Raw genomic sequence first — 16,740 nt, forward strand, 5'->3', positions numbered from 1 at the left:
ATCGGCCAGGCCCAGCGCCGCCGCGCGGCGCGCGTCGGCGCCGCGGCCGGTCAGCATCATGTCCAGGGCGGCGGGCGCGCCGATCAGGCGCGGCAGGCGCAGCATGCCGCCCCAGCCGGGGAAAATGCCCAGCATGACTTCTGGCAGCGCGAGGGAGGTGCCGGGCTGGTCGGCCACCAGCCGGTAGCGGCAGGCCAGCGCCAGCTCCAGGCCGCCGCCCAGGCAATGGCCCTCGATCAGGGCCAGCGTGGGATAGCGCACCGCGGCCAGGCGGTTGAAGAGATTCCAGCCGCGCGCGACCAGCGCGTGCGCCTGTTCGGGCGTGTCCAGGCTGGCGAATTCGTTGACGTCGGCGCCCACGATGAAGCCCGTGGCTTTGCCAGAACGGATGACCAGACCCGTCGGCGGCGCGGCGTCCAGCGCGTCCAGCACCAGGGCCAGCTCGGCCATGGCGTCGGCGGACAAGGCATTGACCGCGCTGCCGGCGCGGTCGAAGGTCAGCCAGGCCAGGCCGTCGGCATCGCGGTCCAGGCGCCAGTGCGCAAGCGTGTCCATTGTCGTCATGGGCGGTCCTCGTCCAGGGTTTCGACCAGCATCGCGCCGCCTTGGCCGCCGCCGATGCAGATGGCCGCCATGCCGCGCCTGGCGCCGCGGCGCTTCAGGGCTGCGAGCAGATGCAGCACGATGCGGGCGCCGGAAGCGCCCACGGGATGCCCGATGGCGATCGCGCCGCCATCGACGTTGAGCCGGGCCGGGTCGAGGTCGCCCCAGGCCGGCGTGCCGAAATGTTCCTGGCAATAGGCATCGTCGCGCCAGGCAGCGAGGCAGCCTAACACCTGCGCGGCGAAGGCCTCGTTGATTTCCCACAAGTCCAGGTCATTGAGGCCCAGGCCATGGCGCTGCAGGATGGGCGTGGCCGCATGCACCGGCCCCAGGCCCATCTGCGCGGGATCGAGGCCCGCCCATTGCCTGTCGACGATGCGGCCCAGCGGCCGCAGGTTCCATTTGCGCACGGCCTCTTCCGAGGCGAGCGTCAGCATGGCGGCGCCGTCGGTCACCTGCGAGCTGTTGCCCGCGGTGATGTTGCCCCAGGGCTTGTCGAAGACCGGCTTGAGCTTGGCGAGCTTCTCGGGCGTGGAGTCGTCGCGCACGCCGTCGTCATCGGGGTACAGCTTGCCCTTGGCGTCGATCAGGGGAACGATTTCGCCCAGGGCTCCGGCGGCGCGGGCCGCCAGCGCGCGCGCATGGCTTTGCGCCGCGTAGGCGTCCATCGCGGCGCGGTCGATGCCGAAGCGCGTCGCGACGTTTTCGGCGGTCTGTCCCATGGACAGGCCGACCACCGGATCCGTCAGCCCCTTGAGCAGGCCGATGACGGGCGCGAGATTGCGCAGCCGGAAGCGGCCCAGCGCCGCCAGCTTGGCGCCGATGCCGCGGGCGGCGTACCAGCTGGCCAGCCACCGCACCATGTCGTCCGAGTACAGCACCGGCGCGCGAGACAGCGCGTCGGTGCCGCCGGCCAGCACCAGTTCCGAACGGCCGGACTGGATGTTTGCGATGGCGGAGTCCAGCGCCTGCATGCCCGAGGCGCAATTGCGCATGACGGTCCAGCCCGGCACCTTGTCGCCGCAGCCCAGGCGCAGCGCGATCACGCGGCCGATGTTCACTTCGTCGGGAGAAGGCGCGGCGCAGCCCACGATGACCTCGTCCAGGTCCGTGGGCGCATGGGGCTGGCGCAGCAGCAGGGCGCGTCCCGCCTGCACGGCGAGATCGCCGGCGGAGAACGGGCCCGGGCCCGTGCGCGCCTTCAGGAAGGGCGTGCGGGCGCCGTCGACGACGTAAACCGGTTTGAATGCCATCCGATTCCTCCTTCAGGCGGCCCTGCGTTCGGCCGCGGGGCTGCCCTGGTCCGCGGCGCTCAAGTCAAAGGCGAAATCATCCACTTTCACCACGGTGTCGCGCAAGCGGTTGCGGCGTTTCACCACTGCATATTCTTCGGCGGTGAGGCCGCCGATGGCGAAGGCCGCGTCGGCGATGTCGCGCACATTGGCTTGCGGATTGCCGTCAAGCGCGCCGCGCTTTTCCAGTTCACGGATCTTGGCTTCGATGGGCTCGGCGTCCAGCGTGGCGGCCAGCGCCTGTTCGATGGCGCCCACGGGTTCCGCGTCGGTCGCCGGCAGATGGCAGCCGGCGGTCAGGCGGTCGCGCGTCGCACCCGGATTGATCAGCAGCCGCGCGACGTCCTGGCCCAGCTGGTCCGAAGGCAGGGACTGCGTGCGGCCCCAGGGGAAGACCAGGCGGCGCAGGCTCCAGGCCACGAAGCGGTTGGGGTAGTTGTCGAGCACGCCTTCGATGGCTTCCTGCAGCTTGAACAAGGCATCCTGGATCGACCAGTGCGCCAGCGGCGCATCGGCCGCCTGGCGGCCTTCGTCTTCAAAGCGCTTGAGCGTGGCGCTGACCAGGTACATCTGCGACAGCACGTCGCCCAGCCGCGCGGACAGGCGCTCGCGCCGCTTCAGGCTGCCGCCCAGCACCAGCATCGAGGTGTCGGCCAGCAGCGCGAAGGCGGCGCTGTAGCGGCTGAGCAGCTGGTAGTAGCGCTTCATTTGGGGGGCGACGTCGGCGTTGACGGCGACGTAGCGCGCGCCCGTCAGCGCGGTGCCCAGGGTGCGCAGCTTGTTCTTCGCGACGAAGCCCACATGGCCCCAGAAGGCGCGGTCGAAATCGTCCAGGCCGCGCTTGCGGTCGGGCGACTGCGCGGCCTGCATCTCGGCCAGCACATAGGGATGGCAGCGGATCGCGCCCTGGCCGAAGATGATCAGGCTGCGCGTGAGGATGTTGGCGCCTTCGACCGTGATGCCTATCGGAATCTGCTGATAGGCCCGGCCCAGGAAGTTGGACGGTCCCAGGCAGATGCCCTTGCCGCCGATCACGTCCATGCCGTCGTTGACGACCTGGCGCGCGCGCTCGGTGACGTGGTACTTGACGATGGCGGACACGACCGAAGGCTTCTCGCCCAGGTCCACCGCGCCCGCCGTCATGCTACGCGCCGCGTCCATCATGTAGGTGTGGCCGCCGATGCGGGCCAGCGCTTCCTCCACGCCTTCGAACTTGCCGACCGGCGTGCGGAACTGGCTGCGCACGCGGGCATAGCCGCCCACGGCCCGCGCCGTCAGCTTGGACATGCCGGTATTGGAGGAGGGCAGCGAGATCGAGCGGCCCGCCGCCAGGCATTCCATCAGCATGCGCCAGCCCTGGCCCGCCATGGCCGGACCGCCGATGATGAAGTCCAGCGGCATGAAGACTTCCGTGCCGCGCGTGGGGCCGTTCATGAACATGGCGTTCAGCGGGAAATGGCGGCGGCCGGTGTCCACGCCGGGATGGTCGTGCGGCACCAGCGCGCAGGTGATGCCCAGGTCCTTCGCGCCGCCCAGCAGGCCGTCGGGATCGTACAGCCGGAACGCCAGGCCCAGCAGCGTGCACACGGGCGCCAGCGTGATGTAGCGCTTGTCCCAGGTGACCTTCATGCCTATGACTTCGCGGCCCTGCCATTCGCCCTTGCAGACGATGCCGCTGTCGGGGATGGCGGCGGCGTCGGAGCCGGCCCAGGGGCTGGTCAGCGCGAAGGCGGGCACTTCCTCGCCGCGCGCCAGGCGCGGCAGGTAGTGGCTCTTCTGTTCATCGGTGCCGTAGTGCAGCAGCAGCTCGGCCGGGCCGAGCGAGTTGGGCACCATGACCGATACCGCCAGCGCGGAAGAGCGCGTGGACAGCTTGGTGACGATTTCGGAATGGGCAAAGGCCGAGAAGCCCAGGCCGCCGTATTCCTTGGGAATGATCATGCCCAGGAAGCCCTGGCTCTTCAGGTAGCTCCAGACCTCGGGCGGCAGGTCGTGGCGTTCCTGCGTGACGCTCCAGTCGTTGACCATGCGGCAGGCTTCCTCGGCCTGGACGTCCAGGAAGCGCTGTTCCTCATCGGTCAGCCGCGGCCGGGGATAGGCCAGCAGGCGGCTCCAGTCCGGGCGGCCGCGGAACAGCTCGCCTTCCCACCACACCGTGCCGGCCTCCAGCGCATCGCGCTCGGTGTCCGACATCTGCGGCAGCACCTTGCGGTACAGGTTGAAGATCGGGGCGGACAGCAGGGCCCGGCGGATGGGACGCACGCCCAGCGCGATCGCGGCCAGCAGTACGACGACGGCCAGGGCGAGGATGACTGCGTTCATTTTCTTGTCTCCGTGGTGTTCTGTACCGGCTGCGGGGCGCGGGCGCCTAGAGCTGTGGCAAGGGCGCGCGCAGGCCGCCCAGCAGGAAGCTCATCAGGCGCGGCAGCAGCAGGTCCGGGTTATCGGGTTGTTCGGCTTCGTCCAGGGTCCAGCCCGTGACCGAGCGCAGCAGGTCCGTGCCGATGATGGCGTAGGAGGTGGCGCCGAGCATGAACTGGAAGCGCCACACGATCTCAGCCTTGGGCACGTCCGGCAGCGCGGCGAACAGCGCGTTGCGGTAGCGCTCCAGCACGTCCGCGTACTCCTCCGCGAACAGGGCGCGGATGAAGTCCGACGGGTCGGTCATGGTGCGTTCCAGCAGCGGCAGGAAGGTGCTGCCGGCCTGTGCGGGATCGGCGGCCAGGCGCAACAGCGTGCCGAAGAAGGCGTCCACGATCTGCGAGGGCTTCAGGGGCTTGCCCGCGGCTTGCGCCTCGAGTTCATCCAAAAGTCGCAACCGCTCGCGATTCAGCACTTCCAGGCGGCGTTTGAGCACCGCCTGCACGAGTGACTCCTTGGAGCCGAAGTGGTAGTTCACCGAGGCCAGGTTGACGCCGGCCACGGCGGTGATCTGGCGCATCGAGGTGCCGTCGTGTCCTTGCTGCGCGAACAGGGCTTCGGCAGTGTCCAGGATCGATTCACGGGTGAGGGAAGGTCTGATTTCTTGCATAAGGTTGAATTCAAACGTTCGTTTAAAAACAATTATGCGTGATGGATGGCTGAGACGCGAGCCTCGGCTATCCCCAATAGGGTTTACCACTAACCACGTTGCATCGAACGTTCAGGACAGACCGTACTTTCCGCCGGACCCTCCAGAGGGATGACAAATCTCATGCGTAGGTAGTAGCGATTCCCTAGTGTTTGCGCATGATCCTGAGCCTTTCGTCCTCGGGCTGCCGGCCTAGGTTGAATGCTGTCTGGAAGGCAGACGCAAAACCACGCAGTATCAGCGCGAGGACTTGAAACTGTCGGCCCCCTGAATACGCAATGGCTAGCCCGTTCGCTGTACCGGCGCGGGAGCCCTGGACGCCCTGGCACAGGAGCTGGAGAAATGAAAACCTACAGAGTGGGACTGCTGGTACACGGGTACGAGCAACCCGGCTGGATGCATGAGATGGCCTCGTGGCTCATGCATAGCCAGGATTTTGATGTCGCTGCTTTGCTGGTGATGAGTGGTACGGGGCAGGAGAAAGCGCCCCGCCTGGGCGCGCGCGCGCTGTTCAACACGTTGTCGCGCCTGGAAGCCAGGCTGCTGCCTGCCAAGCAACGCCGCATGCTTGCGTGCAGCGACATGCGGGAGAGCGTACCGGCGGATGCGGTCGTGACGCTGGCGTCGGACATGCAGGCCGCGGACATGCAGAGCCAGGTTTCCGCGTTGGGGCTGGACCTGGTGATCATGCTCGGAGAGTCGCCGGCTACGCGCGAACAGATGGCGGGTTGGGCGCCGCTGGGCGTGTGGCAACTGAGTTATTCCGATATCGCGGTCGCGACCAGCAGGTACGCGGGTTTCTGGGAGGTCTATCAGCGCAAGGACCACACCACGGTGAAACTCTGGCGCATAGGCAGCAGCGAAGAGCAGGACGAACTGCTGGACCAGCGCAGTTTCAACACTGAAGTGTTCTGGTTGAAGAATCAGACGCGCGCCTACAGCCTTGGCAACTTCATGGTGTACGACGCGCTCCAGGCGATGGCCCGCGTCAAGCAAGGCGCGGCGCCGCCCGGCATGCAGATCGTGAGCAGCTCGCGGCGCGAGGATCCGGTGGAGTGGGATAGCGCGGCTTATATTGCGCGCCAGGCGTGGTTAATGTCGGATTTGATTGTGCGACGCATCATGAAACGCAATGTGCGTTGGCGGATTGGTATGTTTCCGTCAGTCCGGCAGCAAGCGGTGGTATCCGAAGCCATGGTATTGCAGCCACCAAAAGGCAGATTCTTCGCCGATCCTTTTGTATATACCCAGGATAAAAAACCGTATATCTTTTTCGAGGATTACGATTTTACTTCCCGCAAGGGCACGATTGCGGTCGCGACCTACTCCGACGGGGCTTTCCGGGTGCTGGGCACGGCCTTGAACCTGCCGTATCACTTGTCCTTTCCATATATATTCGAGCACGAAGGCGTCACTTACATGGTTCCGGAAACCTGCGGAAATCGCAGTATAGAACTGTGGAAATGCACCGAATTTCCGCTTAAATGGGAGCTCGATGTAAATCTGATGACGAATATATCGGCGGTCGATACCATTATTTTCAAGCACGGGAAATACTGGTGGCTATTAACAAATATCGACCGCACGGACGGCCAGAGCCATTGCGATGAGCTGTTTGCCTTCTTCTCCGATTCGCCGCGCTCGACCGAATGGACGCCGCATGCCTGCAACCCCATCGTCCGCAACCCGATGCGCGCCCGCAACGCTGGAATCGTTGTCTCGCCTGGCGGAGAGGTGATCCGCTGTGCCCAGTACCAGGGCTTCTGTCACTATGGCAAGGGCGTGTCGCTGAACCGGATCGAGGAGCTGTCGCCGTCCACCTACGTCGAAACGGACGGCGAAATCCACTATGCGAACTTCCTGAGGAAGCGTCATGCTTCGATGCACCATTGGCATCATCAGGGGGGGCATACGGTATTTGACTTCGCCTATATGGAGTAAATCATTCCGGAAACGCAAAAATAAAAATGTTACCTATATTTCGATTGCGGAAAGAAAGCCCGGGCTTGATGTGTCGATGGAAACATATCGATAGTTATTGCCCTCAATCCGGAAATTCCGGGCCGCGTCCGGCGGATGCCGCGGCGCGGCTTTTTTACGGCTGCAACGGCGGCCTGCCTTAGCTCCGGGCCCGCGCCCGCAGAGCATGCTTCATAGGGAAAGCGCAAGCTCCCCATGGGGAATTCATGGTGAAAACCCTAGCGCCGGGAAGGACGAGGAGGGCGCCTCATCCGTATTTACGATGATGATTAAGGCTAACGAATGATTTCTGTTTTTGTCGGATTATATCGAGCGGAAACGTCTTGATTTTGACAATTTCGAACCATAAGATGGGTCCATGCCATCCGTTATGTTGGCTACCAAAGTCTCCCAGCCCAAATGCCCCGGTTCAGCTTCATTAGATATTCCGGGATATTGTGGATTTGATCCGCGGGGCTGGATAAAAATAGTCTTCAGCACAGCGAAGATCCCTTCTAGGCCCGTCGAAAAACCGGGAGGACACCATGGCCAAGATGGTCCTGATTGAAGCCCATCCGCTCTTGCGGTTGGGGTTGTGGCAGATTCTGAGCAAGTTGGATGATGTGTGGGAAATCGAGGGGATGGGCCTTGGGGACATCTCCAAGGCGGACGGCGTGCATGCTGGCGCCGATCTCCTGATCTACGGATTGCCGGTGGACACCGACGAGGCGTGGAGCGCGCTGCATGAAATCCAGCGCGTCCTCACGCCCAAGCGGATCCTGCTCCTGACGGACGTCATGCCCCTGCCCATGCCGGTGCAGGGCCTGCCGGGCGCCAGCGTCTACGGTTGCTTGATGAAGACGGCTTCGGTCGAGATCCTCGAAGCCGCCATCCGCCTGGTCATGGCGGGCGGACAGTGCTTTCCCAGCGAACAGGCGTTGCAGACACCGGCACAGGCCGTCTGCGCCCTGCCGGCGCGGGAAACCGAGGATATGGCTGCCAACAAGGGTTCCATGCCCGTCAGCGCCGGCGCGCAGTTGCTGCAGATCACGCCGCGCCAGTACGAGGTGCTGGTGCTGCTGGCGCGCGGCTATCCGATCAAGACCGTCAGCAGGATGCTGAACATTTCGGTGGCCACGGCCAAGACGCATGCGTGCACGCTCTACCAGCGCTTGCATGTCAAGAACAAGGGCGAAGCCGTATACGCGGCGTTGCAGCGCGGCGCGACCTTGGAATGGCATGAACCCAATGGCAGGGATGTGGACGCCGGGCAGCTCTATGGGCGCAAGCTCGGGTAACCGAGGCAGGTTGCGCTGCCTGCCCGGCAGCCTGGAACGCCACGTTCCATTGCTGCCGGGGGCGAGCATAGCCATGATGGCTAATTCATACACAGCAGTATCCGCGGTCGCAGTGCTGCTGCATTCCTCCACCAATCATCCTCCTGAACGAGATTCAGCGAACGTAGCCGCTGATAGCATGGGTTGTGTCCGCAAGTCTGGGTCGAGAGAGCGAACCACTCTGCCTCGCCATCGAGATCCAGTGCCGCGGACGAGATTCCCGTGAGGTCGGTGACGCCTACAGCCTGCCATTGCAGCAACGATGCGCCAGCGTCATGGGAACCGTGTATGGGCCATGCGTCACAAGGTTCCCCCCGGGATGACAACCGTACTGATCGAAGACTACGCTCTGCTCCGCGTCGCGATCCAGCATGTGCTGGAGCGGGCGAGGAACACCGACGACATTCTGGCCATCTCGCCAGCCCAGCTGCTTACCATGTCCAGTTCGATCAACCGCCCAGTGGAGCTGCTGGTGATGGGCTGCAGCGGCCTGGCGGAACAGGATGTCGGGCTCCTGTCCCAATCGATGGCGTTCTTCATGCCGCGGCTGGTGCTGGTGCTGTATTCGGTGCTGGATGCAAACGTGATGGCGGCGTGCGCGCGCGCCGGCGTTGCCGGCTATATGCCCAAGGCATCCAGTCCGGATGCGCTGGCCGCGGCGGTGAGCCTGGTGCTGGCAGGGGGCGAATGCTATCCGCAGCCCGCGGCCCGGCCGCAGGGGCCAGCGCACGCGCCATCGCAGGAACTACGCGAGCTGACGCAGCGGCAGGAGGAGATCCTGCAGTTGCTGGTGCAAGGCAAGACCATGCGGGAAATCGGACAGCACGTCGGCATATCCGTGGCCACTGTGAAAAGCCACGCACGCACCTTGTACTGGAAGCTGAACGCCCGTAATCAGGCCGAGGCGGCCTATATCGCCGTGCAGATGGGTCTGGTCAAGAATGGCCATGGCCCGGCGCCCATCAAGAACGATCCGGACGCCTAGGAGGCGTGTGGCGCGGGAAGCCCGGTGCTGGAACCGGGGTTCCCGCCGCGCGCAATCCGTCGAACCGCCCGCGAGAAAGCCTGGAAATCAAACCCCCGCGCCGCGCGCGGCGGGCTTGCCCTTGGACGCGATCAGCGCTTCGAATTCCCGCTCGGCGGCGGCCAGCACGCTGTCCACGTGCAGGTGCGTCTGCGCGTATTGGCGCGCGGCGGCGCCCAGCGTTTCACGGATCTGCGCGTTGTAGCTGAGCTTGCGCACGGCTTCGGCCATGGCGGAGCCGTCTTCGGGCGGCGTCAGCAGGCCGCAGCGCGCGATCACCCCGGCCAGTTCGGTGCCCGGCGCGGCGCCGCACACCACGGGCCGGCCGCTGGCCAGCATGCCGGTCAGCTTGGACGGCATCACCAGGTCGGCGGCGCCGGCGCGTTGCGGCAACAAATGGATGTCGGCGGTGCTGAGCAATTCGCCCAGGCGCTCGGCCGGCTGCAGGTCCAGGAAGATGACGCGGGCGAGTCCCGCGCATTGCTGTTGCAGCGGCGCGCGCTCGGGGCCCTGGCCGCAGAACACGAACCACAGCCGGGTTTCGCGTTCCAGCCTGCGGGCCACGTCCGCCAGGGTCTGCAAGCCTTGCTTGCCGCCCATGTTGCCCGAGTACAGCGCGACGATGGCGTCGTCCGGTATGCCCAGTTCGGCGCGGTAGCCGCCGCCGGCTTGCGGCGCGATGGCGTCCACGTCGATCCAGTTCGGCAGCAGCACCGCGCGCCCCGGATCCACGCCCTTGGCCAGCGCCAGATCAAGCATGCGGTTCGATATGGTGGAGACGCGGTCGAAGCGCCGCATCAGCCAGCGCTCGGCCCGGCGCACCAGCGCTCGCAGGCCGGCGCCCTTGAGCAGGCCCAGTTCGAACGCGGCGTCCACTTCGTAGTCCTGCACGTGCAGCCAGGCGCGCGCGCCGCACAGCCGCGCCGCCAGCCAGGCGGCCGGCGCGCAGAAGAGCGCCGGTTCCACCACCAGGATGATGTCCGGCCGCCCGGCGGCGGCGCGCAGCAGCGAAGGCAGGCTGGACAAGGCGAAGCTGGCCAGATGCACCAGGCGCTTGAGCCCTCCCGGCCGCTGCGGAACCCATAGCGGCGCGCGGCGCACGGTGACGCCGCGCAGGCTTTCCTTGCGGTAGCGGCCCGCGCGGTAGCCCTCGTGCACCTGCCACTGCGGATAGTAAGGCGGGGCCGTCACCACGCTGACCTCATGGCCGCGCACGGCCAGCCATTCGGCCAGCTCGGCGCTGTACTTGCCGATCCCGGTGAGTTCGGGCGCGTAGTTGATGCCGTAGATGAGGATCTTCATGCCGGGCCAGCCTGGCGCGGCCGGACCGGGCGGCACGGGTTGCCGTGGCACACCATGGCGGGCGGCATGTTGCGGAATACCGAGCTGCGCGCGCCGATCACGGCTTCGCGGCCTATGGTCACGCCGGGGCCGACGAACACGTCGGTCGCCACCCAGGCGCCGTCCTCGACGCGCACGGCGCGTTCCCGCAAGGGAAAATCGGGCTGCGCGGCATCGTGGTCGGCGGCGCACAGATAGCTGCGCTGCGACACCACGGCGTGGGCGCCGATGTGTATGGGTCCGAGACTGTAGATGACGGCGTCGTCGCCGATCCATGCATAGTCGCCGATCTCCACCTTCCAGGGATAGGTCACGGTGGCGGTGGGGCGGATCAGCACCTTGCGGCCGACGCGCGCGCCGAAGCAGCGCAACAGCCAGCGGCGGAATCCGTACGCCACCTGGGGCGACCAGCGGAACAGCGTCGCCTGCACCGTCCACCACAGTTGCACGGTCAGCGCGGAGCGGCCGCGCTGGCCCGGCGCCAGCGCAAAGCGGTCCAGCTGTTGCAATGCGCTCATTTCGCCGCTCCCGCCACGGCGTCGTCCTGCGCCGCGGCGGCGCTGGCCTGGCGCGCCTTCTGGAGTTCCTCGGTCTTGATGCGGATCTGCCAGTAGTACATGGCGCGCGCCACCGCGTAGTCATAGCCCGCCTTGCCGTCCAGGAAACCCAGGCGAAAGACGTAGGAATGCAGGAACGAGATGGGCGCCTTGAACGGCAGGGCCTGAAAGATGCGCTTGAGCAGCGCGCGCGCGCCGACGTTGGCCTCGCGCGGATCGTTCATCAGGCCCTTGGTGCGCAGGTTCGCTTCCCAGTCGGAATAGCGGTTGTGCTTGTCGAAGTAGTGGAACAGCGAGTCGTGGTCGTTGTGCACCATGCGCTGGCGCAGCGCGAAGGTCTCGCCCTCGACCTGCGGCTGGTAGTGGCCTTCGACTTCCCACATGTGGGCCACGTCGAGGTCGTCGTAGTCCAGGAAGCGCGAACGGTCGCGCGCCAGCAGCGCCAGCTTGTAGACGCGATGGCCGTGCTCCAGCTTTTTGCCGCAGAATACGTAGTCGAACGGCACGAAGGCGCCGCCCGCGCCGGCGGCGAAGCGCGGCAGGACCTCGCGTATCTCGGCGGCCAGCTCCGGCGTCATCTCCTCGTCCGCGTCGACGTACAGCACCACGGGGTGGGAGAACGGCAACTGCTCCAGGCACCACTGCTTTTTCTTCGGATACTTGCCGTTCCACTGGAAGTTGGAGACCTTGGCGCCCAGCGCCGTCGCCATCGCGCAGGTCGCGTCGGTGCTGTTGGAGTCCACGACGAATACTTCGTCGAATTCGGCAAGCGCCTTGAGGCACTTGTTGATGTTGCGTTCCTCGTTCTTCGTCATGACGACGACCGATACGGGTATCTTCTGCATGATGCTGTCCTGTTCAGGGCGTGCCGCGCTGCATCAGCGGCCGGAAGAGGTCGATGACGTTGCGGCAGTGCCGTTCGAGGGAAAAAGCGTCGGCGCGTTCGGGTCCCTGGACCGCAAACCTCTCGCGCATTTCGGCGTCATAGGCTAGCTGGCGCACCGCCGCGGCCAGGGCGGCGGCATCGCCCACCGGCACCAGCAGGCCATAGCGGCCGGAATCCAGGATTTCCGCGGGACCGTGCGGACAGTCGGTGGAAATCACCGGCACGCCCAGGCACAGCGCCTCCACCAGCACGTTGCCGAAGCTCTCGCGCAAGGAGGTCAACGCGAACGCGCCGGCGCTGGCGATGACCGGAAACGGGTTGTCGATATGGCCAGCCAGCGTGACGGGCGTGCGCGAGCCGCTCTCGTCGATGCGCTTTTGCAGGGCGGCGTGCTCGGACCCTTCGCCCAGGATGGTGAAGCGGATGCCGGGATCGTCCAGCAGCGCGGCCGCGTCGATCAGCGTGGCATAGTCCTTCACCGCCTCAAGCCGGCCGACCGCCACCACATGGTAGGGCGCGGGCTGCCCGGCATCTTCCGCGCCGCGCCCGACCTGCGCGCGGACGTTGTCCAGCGGCACGCCGTTGTAGATGGTGTGGACCTTGCCGCGCAGCGGCGGGAACATGCTGACCAGGTCTTCCTTGACGCCGCGCGATACGCCCACGACTGCGTCATGGCGGCGGTAAGTCTGGCTGACCAGCCAGAACTTCAGGCGCCGCATGCGCGAAGCGCCGTAATGGATGGCGGGACTGCTGTGTTCGAAGGCCACGGTGCGGAACTTGCCGCGCAGCAGTTTCCTGGCCGCCACGACCAGCATGTTGCACAGCAGTCCATGCGAGCAGACGATGGCGGGCTTGTCGCGCCGGATCTGCATCAAGAGCTTGAAGAAGGCCACCGGCAGCATCAGCCGCAGCGCGGTGGGAGATTCGTTGACGGGCAGGGCGCGGGTCACCTTGGGGTTGGACACGGGATACTCGCGGATGCGCGAGCGCAGCAGGAACAAGGCGGAATCCACTCCTCGTTCCGGCAAGGCATCCACGATGAAGGCGACGCATCTTCCGACGCCGCCGTGCAGATCGGGCGCGACAAACAAGACATCAGGCATGTGGAATCACTCTAGTTGGCGCCCGGCGCGCTACGTCCGGGCGGTGGCTGGGGGCGGATGTCGTTCTTTGTTGGGGCACGGGCATGACCTGGGCATTGCGCATCAGCGACAGGCAATAGCACAGCAGGAAGCCGGTAAAGGCGGTCTTGGGCGCGTAGGCCAGCCCGCCGGAAAGCGAATCGATGAAGATGTAGACGGGCACGGTGGCCAGCAGGTAGCGCCGGTGCAACTCCAGGCCCGGATGCGCATAACGCTTGAGCAAGGTCAGCAGCAGGATGAGCAGGGGCGGCAACATGATCATGATGGTGCCGACGATGCCGAACTTCATCAGGTAGAACGCCCAGGAATTGTGGGCGAAGGTGCTGAGTTCGAAGCCGTTCTCGCCCATGACCCAGCTGCGAAAGCCCGCGCCCTTGCCGAACACCGGGCTTTCCGCGAAGGAGTCCATCTGCCCCTGCATCTCCTGGATGCGCGCGCCGTAGCTGGAGTCCTCGTCCAGCCGCTCGACGCTGAAGATGCGGTTGGCCAGCACGTCGAGATAGCCGATGCTGGCGAAGACCAGCACGCCGGCCACCGCGGCGGGCGCGAAGATGAGCACGGCGCGCCGCCTGATCTCGGGGCCCGCGCCCAGCAGCACGGCGATCAGGACCGAAGCCGCCAGTTGCAGGTACTGGCTGCGGTTCAGCGAGAAGACCAGGGCCAGCAGCATGTAGACCGTCAGCGCGTAAGCCTTGGGTCCCGACACATTCAGCGTGCGCCGGAAGTACAGCAGCGATACCACGCCGAATGGAATGGCCCAGACGCCCAGCCGCACGTTGCGCACCGGGTTGGCCACGCTGAATCCCATCAGCTGCTGCGCCAGCATCATGGTGGCGACGGCCAGGCAGGCCGCCACGATGTATTTCTGCAGCACCGCGTAGGCGGCGGGGCTGTCGATGTCCTTGTAGCAAAGAAAGGGCGTGCACAGGAAATAGAACACGATGCGCAGGTCGCGCGCCACGTCGCCGGTTTCGATCCCCGGATGGTGCAGGGACACCAGCAGCAGATAGATCACCGACAGAACCTGCATCCCCAGCAGCATGCCCAGCAGGCCGCGCGGCAGCGCATAGGCGCCCGGATCCGCCAGCCGCAGCGCCTTGACCACCAGCATGGCCACGAACAGCACGTCGAAGGGCGACAGCTTGAAACTGCCCACGCCCAGGATGAAGTGGTCGTCATTCAGGGCCAGCGCGGTGAAGGCGAACAGGCCCAGCAGATGCAGGGTGGAAAGGCGGCGGTGCGGATTCATTGCGGCGGTACTCCGTGTGGCCCGGGGCTAGTGCGACGCCCAGTCGTCGCGTCCGAAGATCTTGGTGGTGAGCTTTTCGAACAGGTACGACAGGTCTCCCTGCCTGGCGTGCGCGGCCACCTTGGACGCGCGGCAGGAAAGTTCGAACAGCTTGCCCAGGCCGGGCTCGGTGCGCCGGATGCGGGTGACGATCTGTTCGCGCTCCTCCAGCAGCACGTCCTGCATCAGCGCCGTCTTGGTCTCGTCATGGGCGGTGTAGACGCCCATGGCGTCCGGCACGATCAGGTTCTTGCCTTCGCGCAGCAGGCGGCTCCAGAGCTCCAGGTCCATGCAGTAGCGCATGCTTTCCTGCAGCAGGCCGTGCTTGTGCAGCAGGTCGCGGCGGAAGATGGCGGACTGGTTGGGAATGGACGCCTTCACGACCGTCAGCGTGCCCCGGTTGACCGGGGTGTAGTGAATCTTGCGGAAGATGTTGTTGTCGGCGTCGGCCACGAACAGGTTGCCGCTGACGATGGGCGCGCGCCCCTTCGCCGCGGCCGCGCCCAGCTTGCGCAGGGCGCCGGGGAAATACAGGTCGTCCGAGTTCTGCCAGCCCACGTAGTCGCCGGTGGCGCGCTCGAACCCCTTGTTGATGGCATGCGACTGGCCGCGGTCGGGCGTGCTCTCCCAGTACGTCAGGTAGCGCTCGTACTTGCGGATGATGTCGACGCTGCCATCGGTGGAGCCGCCATCGATGATGATGTATTCCAGCCGCGGATACCCCTGGTTCAGCACGGACAGGATGGTGCGTTCCAGGAAGCGGGCCTGGTTGAACGATGGCGTCACGATGGTCACTTTCGGCAACAGGCTGCCGGCGATCGGCGACGGCGGGCGCAACTCGCGGACGAAGTCGATGAGCTGACGTGAATACTCGTTATGACGCTTGCGCATGTAGGACCTCAGCATTTTGGTTATCGGGTGGCCGCGGGCAAGGCGCCCGGCAATTCGGGGCGGGATTGACGGATGGCGAGTGCCACGCCGGCCAGCGTGATCGCCGCGTAGGCCATGCGGCCCCAGGCCGCGGCATGCTCGCCCGCGGCATGTACCAGCCCCGCCATGACGCACAGCATCGCCAGGCCTCCCAGGCCGTTCAGGATGGCGACCGCGCGGGAGTTGCCCAGGCCGAGCAGGGAAAAATGCGCCGCGGCGTTCAGGGACAGCAGCCCCGAGGCCACGATGAGCAATTGGAAGGTGCCCAGATGGCCGGTGGCGACGTTGTCCCCCAGCAGCAGGTTCAGGAGCGGATGGCTGACGGCCAGCACGGCCAGCGTGGCGCTGGCCGACAGGGCCAGGTTCCACAGCATCATGCGGCGGATTTCGCGTTCGGCGGCGCCCGGGTAGGGCGGCGACACCGAAAGGCGGGTGACGCGCGGCATGGCCTTCTGGAAGATGGCGACGGACGCGGTGTGGATGATCTGGCCGACCTGCACGCCCACCGTATAGATCGCGAGCGCGGCGGGCCCCATCAGGCTGCCGACCAGCACCCGGTCCACCGAGCCGAAGGCCAGGGCGCTCAGGCTGTTGAGCCAGGACCAGCGGGAAAATTTGAAGGCGTCCATCATGGCGCCGCGGTCGCGCACCGGACGCACCACGTAGTGGCCATAGGCGCGGGAAAAAACGCGCATCTTGACGCTGCCGGCCACCAGGAGCCCGAACGCCTGCGCCAGGCCGGTCCAGGTGGGCGACGCCGTCATCGAGGCGGCGACGCAGGCCAGCGCCATCGTGCCGGTGCGGCTGAAGACTTCGCACAGCGCGGTGGCGCGGAAGTCCTCGCGGCCCTTCAGGCAGCCGGAGAACAGCTGATCATATTGCTGCGTCAGGTAGATGGCGAGCGCCGGCATGGCCAGCATGGTCACCGCCACGCCGCCGAAGGTCGCCTGCGGCCATCCCAGGCCCACCACGCCCCACAGCAGCACGGCGGCCAGGGTCACGACGCCCAGCGCGCAGCCGATCAGCGACATGCTCACGCCCGCCGCCCGATAGGCGCCGCCCGGCTCGTGCATGCGCTCGGACACCAGCTTGGTCGCGGTCACCGCCGCGCCCAGATTGGCAGCATTGCCGAATCCGGCCAGGGCGATGATCATGGAATATTGGCCGAAGCCCACGGTCCCCAGTTGCCGGAACAGGATGGGCAGGGCCACCAGCGCCGCGACCGGGCCGATGCCATACTCCACCAGCCCCCAGAAGGAGGCATTGCCGGCAATGTGTTTCCTGAGGAATCCAAGCATGGCTAGGGCTCTC

Annotated in this window: 14 protein-coding genes; 3 read left to right on the forward strand and 11 right to left on the reverse strand. The window is 65.9% G+C overall.

Annotated features, from left to right (window positions below; all coding sequences use genetic code 11):
• The 4 genes from HWY37_RS05280 to HWY37_RS05295 form a co-directional block, all read right to left on the reverse strand.
• A partial coding sequence (locus tag HWY37_RS05280; protein WP_176088066.1) for an enoyl-CoA hydratase-related protein occupies positions 1-564 on the reverse strand: 564 nt, incomplete at its 3' end.
• Positions 561-1,856 carry an acetyl-CoA C-acetyltransferase gene (locus HWY37_RS05285; RefSeq protein WP_176088067.1) on the reverse strand — a complete coding sequence of 432 codons (1,296 nt, stop codon included), beginning with the start codon at positions 1,854-1,856 and terminating at the stop codon, positions 561-563. The genes HWY37_RS05285 and HWY37_RS05280, both read right to left, overlap by 4 nt.
• Before the next feature lie 12 nt (positions 1,857-1,868).
• On the reverse strand, positions 1,869-4,217 hold the full coding sequence (locus HWY37_RS05290; RefSeq protein WP_176088068.1) for an acyl-CoA dehydrogenase: 2,349 nt from the start codon (positions 4,215-4,217) through the stop codon (positions 1,869-1,871).
• Positions 4,218-4,263: 46 nt separating this feature from the next.
• On the reverse strand, positions 4,264-4,926 hold the full coding sequence (locus HWY37_RS05295; RefSeq protein ID WP_175210087.1) for a TetR/AcrR family transcriptional regulator: 663 nt from the start codon (positions 4,924-4,926) through the stop codon (positions 4,264-4,266).
• Positions 4,927-5,307: 381 nt separating this feature from the next.
• On the opposite strand from HWY37_RS05295, the gene HWY37_RS05300 reads away from it, so the two are divergent.
• The 3 genes from HWY37_RS05300 (at position 5,308) to HWY37_RS05310 (ending at position 9,246) form a co-directional block, all read left to right on the forward strand.
• On the forward strand, positions 5,308-6,906 hold the full coding sequence (locus HWY37_RS05300) for a glucosamine inositolphosphorylceramide transferase family protein (protein WP_176088069.1): 1,599 nt from the start codon (positions 5,308-5,310) through the stop codon (positions 6,904-6,906).
• Positions 6,907-7,469: 563 nt separating this feature from the next.
• The gene (locus HWY37_RS05305) at positions 7,470-8,222 is read left to right on the forward strand and encodes a response regulator transcription factor (protein ID WP_176088070.1); all 753 of its coding nucleotides are present in this window, start codon (positions 7,470-7,472) and stop codon (positions 8,220-8,222) included.
• Positions 8,223-8,580: 358 nt separating this feature from the next.
• Positions 8,581-9,246 (forward strand): helix-turn-helix transcriptional regulator, encoded by a 666-nt coding sequence (locus HWY37_RS05310; RefSeq protein WP_175210122.1) that lies wholly within the window; start codon positions 8,581-8,583, stop codon positions 9,244-9,246.
• A gap of 87 nt (positions 9,247-9,333) precedes the next feature.
• Here HWY37_RS05310 and HWY37_RS05315 read toward each other — a convergent pair whose 3' ends face one another.
• From HWY37_RS05315 to HWY37_RS05345, 7 genes are read right to left on the reverse strand one after another with little or no spacing between them, the layout of a single operon-like run.
• Complete coding sequence (locus HWY37_RS05315; RefSeq protein ID WP_176088071.1) at positions 9,334-10,587, reverse strand: glycosyltransferase WbuB; 1,254 nt, start codon at positions 10,585-10,587, stop codon at positions 9,334-9,336.
• The gene (locus HWY37_RS05320; RefSeq protein WP_176088072.1) at positions 10,584-11,144 is read right to left on the reverse strand and encodes a putative colanic acid biosynthesis acetyltransferase; all 561 of its coding nucleotides are present in this window, start codon (positions 11,142-11,144) and stop codon (positions 10,584-10,586) included. The genes HWY37_RS05315 and HWY37_RS05320 overlap by 4 nt, the downstream gene beginning before the upstream one ends.
• Complete coding sequence (locus tag HWY37_RS05325; protein ID WP_176088073.1) at positions 11,141-12,028, reverse strand: glycosyltransferase family 2 protein; 888 nt, start codon at positions 12,026-12,028, stop codon at positions 11,141-11,143. Before HWY37_RS05325 ends, HWY37_RS05320 begins: the two co-directional genes overlap by 4 nt.
• A gap of 13 nt (positions 12,029-12,041) precedes the next feature.
• Positions 12,042-13,172: a glycosyltransferase gene (locus tag HWY37_RS05330; RefSeq protein ID WP_175210099.1), complete on the reverse strand. Its 1,131-nt coding sequence runs from the start codon at positions 13,170-13,172 to the stop codon at positions 12,042-12,044.
• Positions 13,165-14,460: an O-antigen ligase family protein gene (locus HWY37_RS05335; RefSeq protein ID WP_175210101.1), complete on the reverse strand. Its 1,296-nt coding sequence runs from the start codon at positions 14,458-14,460 to the stop codon at positions 13,165-13,167. Before HWY37_RS05335 ends, HWY37_RS05330 begins: the two co-directional genes overlap by 8 nt.
• Before the next feature lie 27 nt (positions 14,461-14,487).
• Positions 14,488-15,390, reverse strand: coding sequence for a glycosyltransferase family 2 protein (locus HWY37_RS05340; RefSeq protein ID WP_175210103.1), 903 nt, complete (start codon positions 15,388-15,390; stop codon positions 14,488-14,490).
• Between the two features lie 20 nt (positions 15,391-15,410).
• Positions 15,411-16,727, reverse strand: a complete 1,317-nt coding sequence (locus tag HWY37_RS05345; RefSeq protein WP_175210105.1) for a lipopolysaccharide biosynthesis protein — start codon at positions 16,725-16,727, stop codon at positions 15,411-15,413.
• Between the last annotated feature and the right edge of the window lie 13 nt (positions 16,728-16,740).

This window comes from Achromobacter anxifer, assembly GCF_903652925.1.
GTDB classification, from domain to species: domain Bacteria; phylum Pseudomonadota; class Gammaproteobacteria; order Burkholderiales; family Burkholderiaceae_B; genus Achromobacter; species Achromobacter anxifer.

What these genes read in the sequence shown, in the direction of transcription:
- HWY37_RS05285 (WP_176088067.1), bottom strand. Translation starts at nt 1,856, where the DNA reads ATGGCATTCAAACCGGTTTACGTCGTCGACGGCGCCCGCACGCCCTTC.
- HWY37_RS05290 (WP_176088068.1), bottom strand. Translation starts at nt 4,217, where the DNA reads ATGAACGCAGTCATCCTCGCCCTGGCCGTCGTCGTACTGCTGGCCGCG.
- HWY37_RS05295 (WP_175210087.1), bottom strand. Translation starts at nt 4,926, where the DNA reads ATGCAAGAAATCAGACCTTCCCTCACCCGTGAATCGATCCTGGACACT.
- HWY37_RS05300 (WP_176088069.1), top strand. Translation starts at nt 5,308, where the DNA reads ATGAAAACCTACAGAGTGGGACTGCTGGTACACGGGTACGAGCAACCC.
- HWY37_RS05305 (WP_176088070.1), top strand. Translation starts at nt 7,470, where the DNA reads ATGGCCAAGATGGTCCTGATTGAAGCCCATCCGCTCTTGCGGTTGGGG.
- HWY37_RS05310 (WP_175210122.1), top strand. Translation starts at nt 8,581, where the DNA reads ATGACAACCGTACTGATCGAAGACTACGCTCTGCTCCGCGTCGCGATC.
- HWY37_RS05315 (WP_176088071.1), bottom strand. Translation starts at nt 10,587, where the DNA reads ATGAAGATCCTCATCTACGGCATCAACTACGCGCCCGAACTCACCGGG.
- HWY37_RS05320 (WP_176088072.1), bottom strand. Translation starts at nt 11,144, where the DNA reads ATGAGCGCATTGCAACAGCTGGACCGCTTTGCGCTGGCGCCGGGCCAG.
- HWY37_RS05325 (WP_176088073.1), bottom strand. Translation starts at nt 12,028, where the DNA reads ATGCAGAAGATACCCGTATCGGTCGTCGTCATGACGAAGAACGAGGAA.
- HWY37_RS05330 (WP_175210099.1), bottom strand. Translation starts at nt 13,172, where the DNA reads ATGCCTGATGTCTTGTTTGTCGCGCCCGATCTGCACGGCGGCGTCGGA.
- HWY37_RS05335 (WP_175210101.1), bottom strand. Translation starts at nt 14,460, where the DNA reads ATGAATCCGCACCGCCGCCTTTCCACCCTGCATCTGCTGGGCCTGTTC.
- HWY37_RS05340 (WP_175210103.1), bottom strand. Translation starts at nt 15,390, where the DNA reads ATGCGCAAGCGTCATAACGAGTATTCACGTCAGCTCATCGACTTCGTC.
- HWY37_RS05345 (WP_175210105.1), bottom strand. Translation starts at nt 16,727, where the DNA reads ATGCTTGGATTCCTCAGGAAACACATTGCCGGCAATGCCTCCTTCTGG.